This window comes from Paenibacillus sp. Soil766 (genome assembly GCF_001428105.1).
Classification (GTDB): Bacteria; Bacillota; Bacilli; order Paenibacillales; family NBRC-103111; genus Paenibacillus_E.
In genome coordinates this window covers 1-15,928 of the sequence record NZ_LMSJ01000011.1, presented here as the reverse complement: position 1 = coordinate 15,928, position 15,928 = coordinate 1, and the positions used below count along the sequence as shown (strand labels likewise).

Sequence of the window (15,928 nt, the reverse complement as noted above, 5' to 3'; positions counted from 1 at the left end):
ATCTATACAGGTGCGAAGTCGTGTTTTATTTAGCGTGTTTGAGAGCGGATTTTTCGTTGTTGTTACAAAGTACCTGATCCCATAATGAAGTTATTTTTTCTTTTTTCATTTCTTCATCATAATTAATGGCCTATCGATGTCTCGCAGCAACGGCATAACTTACAGAGCTACCATACGACTAAGGCCATACACTCTCTCATCCTCAATGTAACGCATATATGAATTAATGCATGAAAAAATGAAATAAGCGTTCACCCAATTGATAGAGTGAACGCCTAGTTATCTTTTACTGAATCTGAAAGATTATTTAGTATGGTTATAATGCGACCAGAGTGGAGGGTTTATTTGTCGTACCATTACTCTTACTTAAAATTCATAATTCTGTTAATTAACACGCCTAGATTGCTTGCTAATATTATAACTGATAAATCCCTTGTTCAATCCGCTGAATGCAATATTCAGCAAACTTATAATAATCAAAATTATGGTTACTATCCCCTTTGGTAAGTCCACTGTAAAACATTCCCCATGCAACCTCTCGAACCATCGACACGAATTTCATGTCCTGAAAAATGTGGAATGTTTCCTCCTCGAAATATCCGAAGTATAACTTTAACCACTCACGCTCATCTGTTTCACTGAATTGGTTTGTAAACGGAATGAGCGTCAATTCGAAAAACACATCTCCGACTCCCGACAACTCCCAATCAATGATTTGCAACTGTTGACCTGTAAAAATCATATTGCATAAAAAGGAATCATTGTGACAGAATTTTCCATTATATTCTTTGTCATCACTCCTCTTATGCGCGATTTTTTCTACTTGACTCAACATTCTGTTTAATCCATCAGGATGCTTGACTTGAAACTGATCTGCGCCCTTCAAATATCCAAAAATTAAATCGTAAGGCGTACATGTTCTACCTTGACCTTCCATACGATGTATTCGTTTGAAGCGATCCATAATCATTCCTTTGATATTATCGTCTTTCAGATCATTTTTTTCAAGCATTCGACCTTCAATAAATTCCGTGACTACAAATTGTTCCGGATGATTATTAGAAATCACTCTGGGAGCAAATCCTTCGCGGTTTGCCTTCTTCATCACTTCTACTTCAGAGCGGCGTGTCAGGTTCAGATACTCATTTTGCCTGCTATTGATACGAAGAACGTATGAACTCTGTTTGGTTTGTACCTTATAAGTTTGGTTGCATAGCCCTCCATTAAGACTATTAAAACTTAGGAATTCATGGCTTAGCTCTGGTACTTTGCGAATAATCTCTTCAACTTTCATGTTCAACAAGATTCACCCCGCATCAAATATTCACTTGCCACAAAAAAACAGTACTGCCTCTTAACGATTAATCACAGATTTAGAATACTTGTAATATCGTAGTTGTGCTTAACTGAAGCTATGTTGATTCCTCTATATGCATACCATTTGCCAACAATTTCTGTGAAATATACAGGCAGCTCACATTAATGTGTTTATTATAAAAGCTACTTTTTGAAAGATTTCATTTCCTCGATCACCGAATCTTCATATGCGTGCATTTTTCCGTTGATGATGTCTTGGACATTAACCGGTTGGCCAATTGTAGCTGACTCCAATGCCGCAAATACGACGCATAAGGCTTCAAGCCCCCGTTCACCGCTCGAGATCGGCTCCTTATGATCCGTAATCGCCTCCCATAATTCCACATAAGAATGGGCAAACGGATTTTGCACCGTATCGGGTGCAAAACGCTCGATGATTTCAGACATTGGGATAATACTTCCGTCTTCTAACGCCGCATGTTTGCCAGGACGGAAGCAACCTTTGCTGCCGTAAATCCACACCCCGCCTGTTCTTTCCCCATGCGCAGCAGTACTGCACATCCAGTGCCCCAATCCACCGTTTTCAAAACGAAAAACGGTTACCGACGTATCTTCGCCACTAGGACGGATACTGCATCCAAGCGGCCTTCCTCCAGCATCCTACGATAATCAGTATATACTTCGGGCCGCTTTCCAAGCCGACTTTTCACTTCAACTGCAAACGCCTCAGCCCGATCCTGCCTAAGATCGCAAACAGCGGTTATATCAAACGTTTTCTTGCCTTCATTTTTTAATTGTTGCAAACCTTCCAAGTGTGCAGTTGAAATAACTCCGCAACCGATGAATCCAAGTTTCATTAACGCATCCTCCCGAATAGTTGTATATCTAAAGGAAAAATACCTCCACTACGATGAATAGCTGGAGGTGCTTTCCGGTATTTTCTTGGTGTCACACTTCTAAATATCCAAGGCTTGCTTAGCCAAGGCCAGGGCACCGTAAAGGCCAGCGTTGCCGCTTGCCTTCAAGGATTGCACCCGCACAGATCCCAGTTCCGATCGTCATGTACAGGCAGCTGTTCAATCCTGATGCAGCCCCCCATGTTGCTTCCCCCAATGCTGCGCTTCAAATGCTCCACGATCCGGTAACCGCTCCAGTGCGGCTTTGGAGTTCTTGTTACGGAACCATAAGCCGGGCTCTGCGGGTTCACATCGATCGGGCCGAAGGTTCCGATTCCTTCGATAGCACCTAATAACAATTCGTTTCCCTCACAATCATCGTCACTTTGTTATACCGTCACAACTGAATAGATTGATTTCAATGGATGAAGCGCTAGGGAAATGAGCTTAGCCTTTCCATCAAGAACATACAGTTCCAAACCTGTACTAGACGGATCTGGAAAAATTTGATCGGTAATCACGATCTTCCCGTCATTTGCAAATACTTCAATAGAGGAGTTATCGACAAAAAGGTGCAGCTTTAGCCGTCCATCTTGAAGCTTCAATTGTACATCATGCTTACATGCAAATGCGTCATGAAATCCGCTTTCACCGGAGTTGCAGCGGTCAACAAACAATGTCTGCATGGCGGTGTTATAGCCGACTACGGTTTCTTCCCACTCCGAATTCCGAAGCTTAAAACCAACTTCCGATGCTTCACCCAAATCGATTTCACATTCGAGCTCATAGAAATCGCAGTGCACGTCCGAAAGTATATTTTGACCGGGATTAACTGTAACCTCTTGCCAAACCTGCGCTTCTAACCGAAGCTTTTGCAAATCTGTAACTGGCTTTTGTACCAAACGAATTCCAGATGGCCCCTTCTTCAGGGAGAGCACCCGTGGCAGCGTCATAGCGCTTCTCCAACTGCTTGTCGGAGTGAGATTTGCGTACTTCCAATTGCTCATCCAGCCGATAAACAGCTTTCCTTTATCCGATCTATCAACATCCGACCATGTTACACCGGCATAGTTATCTCTTCCGTGATCCAACCATAATACGGTTTCAGGAGAAGCATCGTTCGTAAACGTACTTCCGTCAAAGCTCCCGACAAAATATTGTGTCCTTGAACCTTCCGCCATCTGTGGATGATCTCCAATGCTGACGATCAGTATCCATTTCGTTTCTTCAGCATGACCATTTATCGGTAGCTCTATTAAGTCTGGGCATTCCCATACTCCTGCGTGCGAGCCTTCTGCGGCACCGAACTCACTTGCAAAAGACCATTCCTTTAAATTGGCAGACGTATAGAAATGAACACGGTCACACGCTGCAAGCACCATGACCCACTGCTGCTTTGTAGCATGCCAGAAAACTTTAGGATCCCGGAAATCCGTTATTTGCTCGTTGCACAACACTGGATTCCCCTCATACATCACCCAGGTTCTGCCTTTATCCAAACTATAAGCAAGGCTTTGCCTCTGTCTCGGACGATCGGAATCCGGATAATGGTCCGCGTGGGTGAAAATAGCAACTAAACCCGGCTTACCGGAGAAAAATCCGCTGGTATCCTCCCAATCCACTACTGCGCTTCCGGAAAATATAAAACCGTTTTGATCCGGCTTTAACGCAATCGAACGATGCTCCCAATGGGTCAAGTCCGTACTGATTGCATGACCCCAATGCATCGGTCCCCAAGTTGTACCTTCCGGATAATGCTGATAAAACAAGTGATATTCCCCATCGAAATATACCATTCCATTCGGATCGTTCATCCACTTAGCCGGCGGTGTAAAATGAAACTGTGGCCGGTACCTTTCTCTATACATAACAGTTGACATCTCTTCCACTCCCTCTATATTTAAAATCCGGAGCGTTACCTTCATACTCGATCCGCTCCGGGTCCTATAACAAAACTTATTTTTTTACGTTTCTGTCGTAACCTGCTTGTTTAATCTTCAACCAATCTTGTAGGCCCAGACGGTCCAATTCTTTTAGATAACCCGCCCATTCAGCTTCAATTTTCCCATTTTGGATCCACTCGGTCCGTTTTCTCAGCACATAGGCAAACATATCTGTTTCAATCGCAGTAAGTCGATCCAATTCTTCAAGAGAGAAGAACACTTTTGGATAAATATTTTTAGCTTTCATGTCCGGGACCATCACTTTTTTCATTAGATCCAATCTCCATGCCGCATCGTCTGGCTTCGTCGTAACATTGCCATAGTAAGAATCCAGAATCGCCAATGGTCCGCCAACAAAGGTTTTTTGTCTCAATTCCCAAGGAGACATGCCGTTCAACGGTAGATGTTTCAGCATTTTTTTAGATTCGTCGAATTCAAAGATATTTTGCTGCGCTTTATCTCCATAAGTGCCCCAGTTGTTTTGTACGGATTGGGTCGGATCGTATAGAGAATCAATCCATTTTGCAGTCGTTTCGATATTTTTATTTGCTTTTGTGATAACCATTCTTCCTCTATCGAGTCCCATTCCGTTCGTTCGCGTTACATTTTTCCAGCCATTCGGCCCTTCAAGCGCAGGCATTAGGTCATATTTATCGTTCATGCCGGTAATATTTCCTTTATCCCATGTGAAATATAGACCGTAACGATTTTCTTTCCCTTTTGCGAGATAGGTATTCCAATCCTGCGTAGGCGCTTCAACATCCATTAAACCTTCTTTATACAATTCATTTAAGTACTTGACGCCTTCCTTAAAGCCGTTGTCAGCGGATGTGAAAATAACTTTTCCATCATCACTTACAACCGTGTGATCCCAGTTTTCACCCTGACCAAAGGAGCCGAATAAGAAAGCCAAGTCTTCTCCGCCGGTTTTATTAATGAAGGACATTGGTATTTCATCCGCTTTCCCATTACCGTTCGGGTCTTTTGTTTTAAAAGCTATCAAAACTTGTTTTAATTCTTCAGTCGTTTTAGGCATTTTCAAGCCTAACTTATTTAGCCATTCCACGTTAATCCAAGGAAAATCGTCGACAGAATGGATACTTTCCTTACCCGCGCCCAGCTCCTCAATCCATGGGAATGAATAAATATGGCCATCTGGGGCCGTAATCATCGATTTATATTGCGGCGCTTTCTCCAATACCTTCTTGAAATTCGGCATTTGTTTTTCAATAATGTCATCGAGCGGAATGATAGTTCCGTCCTTTGCCAATTTAAGCAAATCGTAGTCACCCAAGGCTGCATCGAAAATCGCATCAGGAAGGTCACCGCTGGCAATCGCTAAATTCCTCTTCTCCGCAAACGAATCCCAAGGATAATTCTCCCAATCAATGTGTATCCCCGTCTTTTCTTCTAGACGTTGGAATATCACCTTTTTATTAGGATCTTCGGGAGCTAGCGGTGAGCTTTGTGTCATAAACTTCAAAGCAGGTTTCGCTGTTGTACCTGGGGCAGTATTTGATGCTGCCGGCTGGCCTGATTCTTTGCTGCTGCACCCCGTTACTGCCAATAATGCCGCCATAGAAATGAATAATGCCTTTTGGGAATGTTTCATAAGAATAACCCTCCTCTTTTTTTGGAAAACCTATATGTTTGCCGATCCATTATTTTAATGAACCGACCAAAACACCCTTTTCAAAATACTTTTGGAAAAAAGGATACATAATAAGTAACGGTAGACTGGAAATAACAATGGACGAATACTTAATAATCTCAGATAACCGTTTCAGTTCTGCCATAGCCAATTGGTCCGCAATCATGCCAGGATTTACTTGATTCTGAATTAAGATAGATCTTAAAACCAACTGTAGAGGCAGCAAATTAGCACTCTTCAAATAAATTAACGCGTCGAAATAAGAATTCCATTGACCTACGAATGCATATAGAGCTAATACGAAAATAATTGGTTTAGATAGAGGGAGAACAATCTTGAAGAAGATACGCACCTCAGATGCGCCATCGACCTTTGCTGCCTCGTTCAATTCATTCGGAATTCCACTAAAAAAGGTCCTCGCCAAAACAATATTCCAAACATTTACAGCCGTTGGTAGGATGATCGCCCATACCGTATCTAGCATTCCCAAGTTTTTTATCACCAGATAGGTTGGAATTAACCCGCCGCCGAAAAACATGGTGATGACAAACAGGATTGTAAAAAACTTTTTACCTACGAAACCAGCAACCGATAATGGGTAGCCGGCAAAAATGGAGACAACGAGAGTAACAAAAGAAAATGCGACGGAGTAAAAAAGAGCATTTACAAATCCCCGGATCATCGCATGATTCGATAAGATGACTTTATAGCCTTGAATACTATAATCCGCAAGATGGAAGGAGATTCCTTTATTTAACAGTGCGGTCGGCTCCATAAACGATGCAACGACAACATAAATTAAGGGAACTACAACGATCAATACAGCAAAGAACAATAGAATGTAATTAATGGCCAGAATAAAACGGTCCAATCTAGTAGGCTTAAAATTCATACGGCTTCTCCTTTTCTTTTAATAGAGGCCTTCACCTTCATTTAATTTCTTCACGACAATATTAACGAGGATAAGTAAAACGACATTAATCACGGAGTTAAATAGACCAACCGCAGAGGAATAGGCATAATTTCCTGCTTGCAAACCAATTTTATACACATAGGTTGGAATGATCTCTGAAGTCGGAACATTCATTGCCGTTTGCATCAAATAGGCTTTCTCAAATCCAATTGCCATAATGCCGCCTGCAGCTAAGATGAAAACGATAGCCATAACCGGTTTAATCGTAGGCAAGTCGATGTGTTTAATTCTTTGCAGCAGGTTAGCTCCATCAATGGTTGCAGCATTATGGAGTTCGGGGTCAACGCCGGCTAATGCAGCTACATAAATAATCGATGACCAGCCCGCTCCCTGCCAAATGCCAGATAAGATATAAAGCGTACGAAAATAATCCGGGTCTGACATAAAACTAATAGGATGGCCAGTAATCAGGGTTAAAATCTTATTAATCGGCCCTACCGGCGATAAGAAGACGAATAGCATCCCAACAACAACGACAACGGATATAAAGTTTGGTGCATATAAGACCAATTGAATCCTTTTTTTAACACCAGCTTTACGCAATTGATTCAGCATAAGCGCTAATAAGATGGGGACCGGGAAACCAAGTAAGAGTCCGTAAGCACTAAGTTTCAGCGTGTTCATGAAAATAACTTCAAAATTGGGTGAGGTTAAAAACTTTGTAAAATGCTTTAATCCCACCCATTCACTGCCGAAAATCCCTTTGCTCGGACTAAAGTCTTTAAAAGCAATGACCGCCCCGTACATGGGCACGTACTTAAATATGATCGTCAGGATGAAGGCTGGTGCCATCAGTAGGTAAAGAAAAGGATTTTTCCTCATAAAATCAATTTTACTTATAAATGTATTACTTCTTTGTTTAACAGCTCTCATGTCGACCTCCGCAACTTCTTGCATGATTGCCCCCCCTAAAAACATATATAAATTATTCAATTGCACAAACACTTTCAATAATCGTGTTCTTTTGCATGCATAGCCTTAATAGTAAGGGCTTACATTTTTCATCTTATCCTCTTGACCTCAATTACAATTTACACATAATAATAAATTTAGTCAACAAATTTTTTCATATAATTTGTTCATTTGCAAACCAAATATGATGCATATTCTCACTGAAAATCGAATAACTTATGTATATTTATTAGTTTCCCTCCTTCTTTTAAAGAAAAAATGAAATAATTGGAGCTTCTCATCTCGATTCACGTATTCATTTGCACAAATTAATTTACGCATTTGTATACATGGATTAGTTTAAATGTCGAGTTACTGCCAATTTGCAAATGCACTATTTCCCGTCCTTACATTTGTTCAATTGTAACAATTTAAATTGACACTTTAACAATTATATTATACATTTAATTTAAACTATTCATCAGTTGATATGCGAACTGTAGTTGTTCGTTAAAGGAGTAAGCACATGAGTAAAGAAAAAATCACCATACAGTATATCGCGGACTCCTTGGGGCTATCCAGAAATACTGTTTCTAAAGCACTAAACAGCAGTGAAAGTATTCCTGCAGAAACAAGAAATAAGGTATTAAAACGTGCGATTGAATTAAATTATAAACAATTTGCTCTTATCGATACGGACACGTTAACCACCAAAAATACGGGCAATATAGCTCTTTTAACGTCAAATATGCCGAGCAATAGTCATTTTGGCACTTCATCACTAAGTGGGCTTGAGAAAAAAATTAGTTCCGAAGGTTTTAATCTATCCATTCACATTGTTCGGGAATCGGATATTCATTCGTTAGTATTACCTAATAATTTCGATACTAAAAAAGTGGATGGTATCGTTTGTATTGAGTTATTTGACAAGAAATACACCCAATTAATCAATTCCTTGGGAATTCCATCCATTTTTATAGATTCCACAGCGGATATCTTTTATCCCGAACTTCATGCAGATATTATTCTAATGGAAAACGAACAAAGTTCTTATTATATGACAAAGAAATTAATCGATAATGGTTATGCAAGCGTTGGCTTTATTGGCGATTACAATCATTGTAAAAGTTTTAATGAAAGATGGGTTGGATTTAACAGAGCATTACTAGACTCTCATTTACAGTTCGACCCTTTATTTTGCATAGTTGAAGAAGATCGATATATTGCGGATCCTAAATGGCTTGAAAATCGGTTGGATAACATGAAGAACCTTCCGTCTGCATTTGTTTGTGCGAATGATTTTATTGCCATTAACGTGATGAGGATATTAAAAATTAAGAATAAACAAATACCAGAGGATATTGTTATTAGCGGGTTTGATAACTCTCCTGAGTCGCAGATCGTAGAACCCCATTTATCAACCGTCCATATATTCAGGGACGAAATAGGAGTTCTGGCTGCTGAAATATTGTTATCCAGGGTCGGGAACCCTCTCAAGCCTCCTCAAATTACTCACGTTCAAACGAAGCCCATATTTCGTGAATCTACGGGTAAGTTAGACTAATCGTAATTTATGAAACCATAAAACAATAAACCGCTGCACCCTATGAATGGTGCAGCGGTTTTGTCTGTAGCCAAGCTGCTTGTCCGATGAACAGCCAGTGGCATTGACGTAGCGACTGATGTGCAGTCACCCGCACTGCCACTGACCAAAAGTATTCAGCCATGATTGTTGTTTGTCGGGTGACAAATTGGTTATGAAATGAAGAAAGCCAGCAAACATAAGGGTTTGCTGGCTTTTCACAGAAAATAGAATGACAAATAAAGTATTGGAATGGATTTTGGGGTAAATTGTTTGAGTAACAAATTAGATTTGAAATACTACTGACAAATTAAATAGAATTACAAATCAGAAGACTTTCTGAACTTTCGCTCCCAGTTAGTTTAATCCTGAAATGCTAAATGCTTCAGTTGATCAAGGATTGCTTGATTTGTTCTATTATTTTTGTGATATTATTGGGATCTTTTATTTCAAATAGATAATTAGCTTCGTCTTTACTAGGTGGTATTACTCCCGAATTTCCTTGTCGCTCCAACACTTCTAAAAAGCTCGATGCACTTCTGAAAATAGCTTTACTTCTTTGAGTTTGTTCAACTCGTGCTCTCAGTATTTCAATAGATAAATTAAAGTAAACAATAATACTTTTAAATCCCTTTTCATGAAAATATCTGAGTACATTTGTTCGTCCTGATTTATTTAGATTACAATTGCTTAAGATGATGTGAAAATTACTTTGCACTGCAGCATATTCAACAATCGCATTGGTAATAGAGAATTTTAGTGTGTTAGGTCCTTCTATCGGGAGAAGCTTCTTATAATGACTATTAATAAATTCAGCATGATTATCCTGATCTATGACTATAGCTTGTTGTAAGACAGATTCCAATTCTTTAGCGAAAGTAGTTTTTCCACTATGCGTTATTCCAACCGTCATAATTACTAGGCGGTTCATATAATTAATCGCTCCTTTATATTTTAGGTCGTACTTTCAGATATCGGATATTCAGAAAGTTCGTAACTCCTCCATCCCGAAGTGTATTCGAGGAACAATTGAATTATCCTGCCCCGGATAGTTAAAAAAGAGGCTCCCGCTGCTTATTGCGGCGGTAGCCTCTTTTTATAAAGTAACGTGTCCCGTTAGCGCAATGCGTCGTCCGCTTGATACCCCACAACCCCAGGAGAAGATATTCCATTCCCAAGTTTACAATGAACCTATCTAAAATTGCCTAATTTATTGGATAGCCAGTCTTTTAAAGCGTCTTCGTGTTGTTTATTAAAAGCGGTGGAAAATCTTCAACAGAGAAATCTCTTACCTCTAATATTCTGTCCCGTCTGCAATTAGCTCTCCGCTAACTGGCTTGCACACGAATATAGTTTTATTTCCCTCCATATTTTCCCTTCATAACGATAGCATATTAACTAAGTAGGTTTCTTGCATATCTCAAGAAGCTTCTCTTTTCCCCCTTTTTTTGTAATGCTTATTTGAATTGTAACAATTTCGACCGAATCTTGAATGGATTAATGAAACTGAAACATGGAATTTTATAACTATTTTTCAATTAATGTATTTAAGTAAACTCGTTACTTGAATAGACAACGGTAGCCATTAATTTCCAGCTGCCGTTATGTCTTGATTGGACTAAAGTGTCCCATCTTCCAAACCTGCAGAATCATCTTTTTATTGCACCTTTATCTGAACATAGCATTGAGAATTGACTATCCCAATGAGTGGCAAGTAAAATTTCGTAACAATGATCAGTATCAATGGATTAAAAAAGATGACCCCTGTTTAAAAACAGAAATCATCGATTGTTAGCTGCTTAGGCATTAACTAGTTTTTTTAAGTGTCATTAACAGAGGGGCCATATCATTGAATCCAGATGGTTTATTTGTTTGAACTCCTTTTACTTTTCTGCAAACTTATTTGTTTTTAACCCAATTGCCGATGTCGTTGATGACTTCGAACGGGATGTTACCCTGCTTGAGGTACTCCTGAGGCGTACTCATGGCTCCCTCGCCTTCGGTATAGAAGTGATTGAGTTTCGGGTACAGGCGATAAGTAACGTCTTTCCGATCTTTCAAGTTGTTCTTCCAGATATCAAGCTGTTCCGGCATGACTTGATAATCGCGCCCTCCCTGTAGGACGAGCATTTTTCCCGTCTGAGTCTTCGCCTTTTCAGCGGGCTCATAGCTGCGTAAGTCCATAAACCAATATCCGAGTGAATATTCTTTCGGAGGATTGGCTGTGGACAAGTTAGGGTCCTTCAAGATGGCAAACTGCTTTTTATAAAAGTCCAACGTTTGGGGGGGCATCTGTTTCAGATCTACGAGATAAGAAAATTGCTTTTCCAATAAGTCGAAAAAGGAGCCGCCTGGCGCTGACATTAGTACAGCACCTGCAATTTGCTTATCTTTATCCGCTTCCACAAGACGCGGCATCATGAAACCTCCTTGGCTGTGTCCCAGTACGTAAATCTGTTTCGGATCGATGCCTTCGGTGTTGCTCATTTGTTTGACGGCGGTAAGCGCATCGTCGAGCGCTTCTTCTTTCATCGTCAAATATGGCAAAAGACTGAGCTGCGCCGGATATTCAAGGCTGCGTTTTTCGTAACGCAGAACGGCAATACCTTGTGAAGCCAAGCCTGCTGCAAGATCGCTAAACGGCTTCAGCGCGCCAAGCCACTCGTCACGGTCATTCGGCCCCGATCCGTGTACGAGCACAACCACAGGATGCGGACCTTTTCCTGTCGGCAGCGTCAGTGTGCCAGGTAAAGCCCAGCGATCTTCACCGATCATAACTTCCTTTTCATTATATGTTTCCGAATTCGCATAGCTCGGCAGTTTGTAACCTTCTAGCTTCATTGCTGAGGAAGAATCGAGCAAAAAGTCATCGATCTCTCCTCCATGATTAAATCTGAGAACGAACGGTATTTCGCTTTTTTCAAAAGTGAGTGTGAGCCTCACATTTTCGTGTACAATGGTTTTGTCTGTCGTGAGTTTGGTTACACCTTTAAATCTTCCAAGTTGACCTGTTGCGTTTCCGAAAAATTGTTTGATAACCTCTGCCGTAGCAACTGACCCAAGATTGGCGCTAAAAAACTGCGTCGAACTGTTTGGCGATGAGCCCAAAGCGGTGGCAATAAAAGCTGTCGCTTTGCCGGTAAGATCCGTTTTGTCAAAGATGATAGCTTGGGCTTGGTCATCCCAACCGATTGTGGTACCGAGTGCTTCATTGAGTGCACGAAGCGCAAAATTGGTGCGTTCTTCTACGATCTGCGCCGCCGAAGGCAATGCAATCACCTTACCGTCGATTACGGCTTCATTGCTCCCGATTTTCAAGGATAATGCATGTCCGAGATACTTGACGCTTACAGACGAGCTGGTTTCGTCCCACAACACTTCTCCACCGAGCGATTCGACTACTGCACGTAAGGGTACGATTTGCGCTGAACTGTCGGCAGCAATTTGGACATGTGAAGCCGGAGTTACCACCAGCGTCTTATTTGACGCAGCACTTGAGACGGTCGGGAGACTGACGGTTAAGGCAAGCATTGCCGAGATCACTTTTAAGGGAATTGTAGAATTCGTTTTCAAAAGAATGTACCTCCAAAATGAGAAATTTTCACAATATAATTTACGATAATTCCGGGAAAAAGTTCTAAGTAATTTGGGGACTTCGCTGATCAAAATGATCCCACTGGAGCATTTTTTCAAGGCTGTCAAGCTGCATCATCGGATAAGGCCTTAAATGCATCGTTCGTTTTGTTCACCTCATTATTTTTATATATTTAGATAATTACCTAATAATATAAATATATCAATGTTTTTAACATTATTCAAGTTACAAAATGATTACCGAAAGATTGCAATCTTATATAATTTTCCAAATATAGCATTCCGTGTCAACTATGATTTGATTTACAAATGCTTAAGAGTTAAAGTTTTCACAGGGTTGTCGTGGTCTAAACCGACATTATCCACTTTTACCGACTTCCACTTCAAAGATATGTCTGTTGTGGTAGCAAAAAAGCAAAAGGAGCATTCTGATTTAAATCGGTCGTTGTAAGAAAGTGGGTATTGTTCTCTAATATCTACGACTTTATCTGACCAGGTTAATACCATTAGATAGCGACATTCTTCTTTAGAAAGAGTATGGTGTATTCTACCAGTCTTCATCCTAATTCTCATAATCCTTTCCATCCATATCCTTGACCTCTAAGTCTATCCATTTGCGTTTTGTGTATAGCACTACCTCTACTTATCATATATTCCCCTAAAGTAAAATAAGCGTTCACCCAATAGAGTAAACGCAACCGCTGACTAAGGACAAGGACAAATTTCCTAAAGATCTTGGTGTTATACAATCTCGACAAACAGGCCATTTTCTAATAAAATCGATTTACAAATTAAGTTTTGAAGTGGTGTATTCGAGTAGAAAACCTAAATTACAACTAAGTTTTGAAGTACTTCTAACAAACCTTTTTTTGGTTACAAGAGGGAAAAACCCTAACGAGAATCGTTCAGACAATAGAATCGCTCTATTGGCCTTCCTGAAATTCGCAAATTGAGTGGACGGAGAGATGAAGTCTATGAGATTGCGGATACTACCGTTTTTGTACAGCATTCGCTCATGAACCTAGCACGATATCATTGCTTCTTTTGACGCGTCTAGTCGCCATGAAATGCTGCAGCGCTCCAAAAAGAACGAACACTGCCATTACTCCCGCCGAGTATCTGTACATCACCGAGTAGTTGGTTACCGTCGAAATGGCACCAAGCAGAATCGCACCGAGCGCAACGCCGAAATCCGTTGAATTGTAGAACATACTGTTCGCCATACCATACTGCTCCGGTTTCGAGATTCGCAGCATCCAGGCTTGAATCGTAGGCTGAATGGCGCCGAATCCGACTCCATATAGCAGCGCGGACACTATCAGCATCGGCATCGCATGCGTAATCGACAGTACCGCCATGCTGGCCGTGACGAACAATCCCGCGGGAATGAGCACCACCGCATGTCCGAACCTGTCGAAAATGCGCCCCGAAAACGGACGTACGAGAATTATCGTGACGGCGTTGAACATGAAGAATAAACCGACCTGTTTGATATCTACGTAATCGCCAAATAATGCGAGAAAACTAAGCAGACCGCTGTACGTGATGGAGAGAAATACGTTCAGCAGTGCGGGAAACAGCAGTCTTAGGTTGAATTCTGGTTTAGCACTGGCTATAGGTAGAACGACTTGCCGAATAGGCTTCGTTTGCTCCACAGGGGCTTGTTCCCGCTTAGCACGCGACAGCCACAAGACCGGGAAGATAACCAAGGATGTAATCAATCCAATCATCGTCAATTGCAAGAAACCAGCTTGTTTCATCACATTCAAACCGATGGACGGACCAATCGACATGGCCAGACTAGTCGACAACCCGAAATAACCGATTCCCTCACCCATTCGGCGCAACGGGATAATACGGGATACCAGTGTCGGAAGAATCGTGCTCGCCATACCAAAGCCAATGCCGTAGCCAATGCGTAGCGACAATAATGTGGCAAAAGAGCTTGCCGCAGAGTACAGCGCCGTCGTTACCGCAGCAACAATAAGACCCGCGAGCAACAGCTTCATCCGCGAAACACATTGCATGAGCGCTGCGGTCGCAAAACGCGATATGATAGCCGCCAGCGCGAATACTGACGTTACAAGGCTCGCCTGGATATTTCCCGTGTGAAATTCATCTTTCACGTAGGCTGGGAAAGACGAAAGGAGCATTTGCAAACTTAGGAATAACAGAAAAAAACAAGTTGTCAAAGCGATGAACTGCCTCGTCCATAATGGAGTTTGTTGTTGTTCTTGCTGCACTTTATCATCTCCGATCAGCATTAATCTAATGTTATTAGTCTTCGATCAGCTCCGTATGTCCGAGTTTCCCACCGATATGCAGTTGAATGCGCAGCAGCAGCTCCATCATGATTTCGTACTCCTCTTCCGAAATGCATGCTTTTACCTCCGCCGTCACACTGTCTTCGATTGGCGTCGTTACGCGGATGACCGATTGCCCGAGCTCCGTGCTATATACGAGAAATGATCGCCTGTCCCGGTTTCCCGGTTTCTTATAAATAAGCCCCTTCTTCTCCAAATGATCCAAAATCCGTGTCGTCGTCGGCTTGTCCTTGCCGGTTCGTTCGGCGATTTCACGCTGGATCAAACCTTGAGCGCGATCGATCTGATTCAACGCAGACCACTGCTCGGGCGTAATGCCGTGCCCGCTCAGCCTTTGCTGAAACAAAGCCGCCAGTTTCCGGTATGTAACGCCCATCGCAAATCCGATTGGCAGCATCCGAGATTCGTTTGGCATGTATGATGCCCCCTCTAACATATTCTGTCAAGGCCATCAAAATCTGCTTTCCTGCCATGAATCAATGGAATTTGTCAGATTTTCGCTAATGCTTTTTACGGTTCCCAAAAGAACAGTAGTAAACTACAAGGATGTACCTGCTCTAGCGACAAGAATATCATTACTAAATGTGTAGGCAATAGAAAGGCCACTTCAATACTTATTTGTCACCCGATAAACAAGCAATGTTGGATGACATATTGGTTTTGAATCGAGTAGGAGGGGACGGCTAGTCCCCGACCTCTCACACCACCGTACGTCAGACTGTCTAACAACTGATTTCTAAGCACGCATTAAACCATG

General features: G+C 41.5%; 12 protein-coding genes and 1 pseudogene. 1 reads left to right on the top strand and 12 read right to left on the bottom strand.

Features of this window, described 5'->3' with window-relative positions; all coding sequences use genetic code 11:
* Nucleotides 1-415: 415 nt before the first annotated feature.
* From ASG89_RS09000 to ASG89_RS08965, 8 genes and pseudogenes are all read right to left on the bottom strand, one after another.
* Complete coding sequence (locus tag ASG89_RS09000) at nt 416-1,294, bottom strand: phosphotransferase (protein ID WP_235549671.1); 879 nt, start codon at nt 1,292-1,294, stop codon at nt 416-418.
* A gap of 206 nt (nt 1,295-1,500) precedes the next feature.
* Entirely contained in the window at nt 1,501-1,878 is a 378-nt protein-coding gene (locus ASG89_RS08995) for a hypothetical protein (protein ID WP_057310255.1), read from the bottom strand.
* 38 nt (nt 1,879-1,916) lie between these two features.
* Nucleotides 1,917-2,174 carry a Gfo/Idh/MocA family oxidoreductase gene (locus ASG89_RS08990; RefSeq protein ID WP_057310254.1) on the bottom strand — a complete coding sequence of 86 codons (258 nt, stop codon included), beginning with the start codon at nt 2,172-2,174 and terminating at the stop codon, nt 1,917-1,919.
* A gap of 157 nt (nt 2,175-2,331) precedes the next feature.
* Nucleotides 2,332-2,551, bottom strand: a pseudogene (locus ASG89_RS08985) (ROK family protein); the annotation flags it as partial.
* A gap of 51 nt (nt 2,552-2,602) precedes the next feature.
* Entirely contained in the window at nt 2,603-4,093 is a 1,491-nt protein-coding gene (locus ASG89_RS08980) for a glycoside hydrolase family 32 protein (protein WP_057310252.1), read from the bottom strand.
* Nucleotides 4,094-4,169: 76 nt separating this feature from the next.
* Nucleotides 4,170-5,768, bottom strand: coding sequence for an ABC transporter substrate-binding protein (locus ASG89_RS08975; RefSeq protein WP_057310251.1), 1,599 nt, complete (start codon nt 5,766-5,768; stop codon nt 4,170-4,172).
* A 49-nt stretch (nt 5,769-5,817) separates the two neighbouring features.
* Complete coding sequence (locus tag ASG89_RS08970; RefSeq protein WP_057310250.1) at nt 5,818-6,699, bottom strand: carbohydrate ABC transporter permease; 882 nt, start codon at nt 6,697-6,699, stop codon at nt 5,818-5,820.
* Nucleotides 6,700-6,717: 18 nt separating this feature from the next.
* Nucleotides 6,718-7,653 carry an ABC transporter permease gene (locus ASG89_RS08965; protein WP_235549680.1) on the bottom strand — a complete coding sequence of 312 codons (936 nt, stop codon included), beginning with the start codon at nt 7,651-7,653 and terminating at the stop codon, nt 6,718-6,720.
* A gap of 544 nt (nt 7,654-8,197) precedes the next feature.
* On the opposite strand from ASG89_RS08965, the gene ASG89_RS08960 reads away from it, so the two are divergent.
* Nucleotides 8,198-9,235 carry a LacI family DNA-binding transcriptional regulator gene (locus ASG89_RS08960; RefSeq protein ID WP_057310248.1) on the top strand — a complete coding sequence of 346 codons (1,038 nt, stop codon included), beginning with the start codon at nt 8,198-8,200 and terminating at the stop codon, nt 9,233-9,235.
* 403 nt (nt 9,236-9,638) lie between these two features.
* On the opposite strand, the gene ASG89_RS08955 is transcribed toward ASG89_RS08960, so the two are convergent.
* The 4 genes from ASG89_RS08955 to ASG89_RS08940 form a co-directional block, all read right to left on the bottom strand.
* Entirely contained in the window at nt 9,639-10,184 is a 546-nt protein-coding gene (locus ASG89_RS08955; RefSeq protein ID WP_057310247.1) for an ATP-binding protein, read from the bottom strand.
* A 968-nt stretch (nt 10,185-11,152) separates the two neighbouring features.
* Nucleotides 11,153-12,826, bottom strand: a complete 1,674-nt coding sequence (locus tag ASG89_RS08950; protein ID WP_057310246.1) for an alpha/beta fold hydrolase — start codon at nt 12,824-12,826, stop codon at nt 11,153-11,155.
* 1,034 nt (nt 12,827-13,860) lie between these two features.
* The gene (locus ASG89_RS08945; protein ID WP_057310245.1) at nt 13,861-15,111 is read right to left on the bottom strand and encodes an MFS transporter; all 1,251 of its coding nucleotides are present in this window, start codon (nt 15,109-15,111) and stop codon (nt 13,861-13,863) included.
* 13 nt (nt 15,112-15,124) lie between these two features.
* Complete coding sequence (locus ASG89_RS08940; RefSeq protein WP_057310244.1) at nt 15,125-15,586, bottom strand: MarR family winged helix-turn-helix transcriptional regulator; 462 nt, start codon at nt 15,584-15,586, stop codon at nt 15,125-15,127.
* Nucleotides 15,587-15,928 lie beyond the last annotated feature (342 nt).

Excerpts from the sequence above, each read along its gene's own strand:
- ASG89_RS09000 (WP_235549671.1), bottom strand. The coding sequence starts at position 1,294 with ATGAAAGTTGAAGAGATTATTCGCAAAGTACCAGAGCTAAGCCATGAA.
- ASG89_RS08995 (WP_057310255.1), bottom strand. The coding sequence starts at position 1,878 with ATGTGCAGTACTGCTGCGCATGGGGAAAGAACAGGCGGGGTGTGGATT.
- ASG89_RS08990 (WP_057310254.1), bottom strand. The coding sequence starts at position 2,174 with ATGAAACTTGGATTCATCGGTTGCGGAGTTATTTCAACTGCACACTTG.
- ASG89_RS08980 (WP_057310252.1), bottom strand. The coding sequence starts at position 4,093 with ATGTCAACTGTTATGTATAGAGAAAGGTACCGGCCACAGTTTCATTTT.
- ASG89_RS08975 (WP_057310251.1), bottom strand. The coding sequence starts at position 5,768 with ATGAAACATTCCCAAAAGGCATTATTCATTTCTATGGCGGCATTATTG.
- ASG89_RS08970 (WP_057310250.1), bottom strand. The coding sequence starts at position 6,699 with ATGAATTTTAAGCCTACTAGATTGGACCGTTTTATTCTGGCCATTAAT.
- ASG89_RS08965 (WP_235549680.1), bottom strand. The coding sequence starts at position 7,653 with ATGAGAGCTGTTAAACAAAGAAGTAATACATTTATAAGTAAAATTGAT.
- ASG89_RS08960 (WP_057310248.1), top strand. The coding sequence starts at position 8,198 with ATGAGTAAAGAAAAAATCACCATACAGTATATCGCGGACTCCTTGGGG.
- ASG89_RS08955 (WP_057310247.1), bottom strand. The coding sequence starts at position 10,184 with ATGAACCGCCTAGTAATTATGACGGTTGGAATAACGCATAGTGGAAAA.
- ASG89_RS08945 (WP_057310245.1), bottom strand. The coding sequence starts at position 15,111 with ATGCTGATCGGAGATGATAAAGTGCAGCAAGAACAACAACAAACTCCA.
- ASG89_RS08940 (WP_057310244.1), bottom strand. The coding sequence starts at position 15,586 with ATGCCAAACGAATCTCGGATGCTGCCAATCGGATTTGCGATGGGCGTT.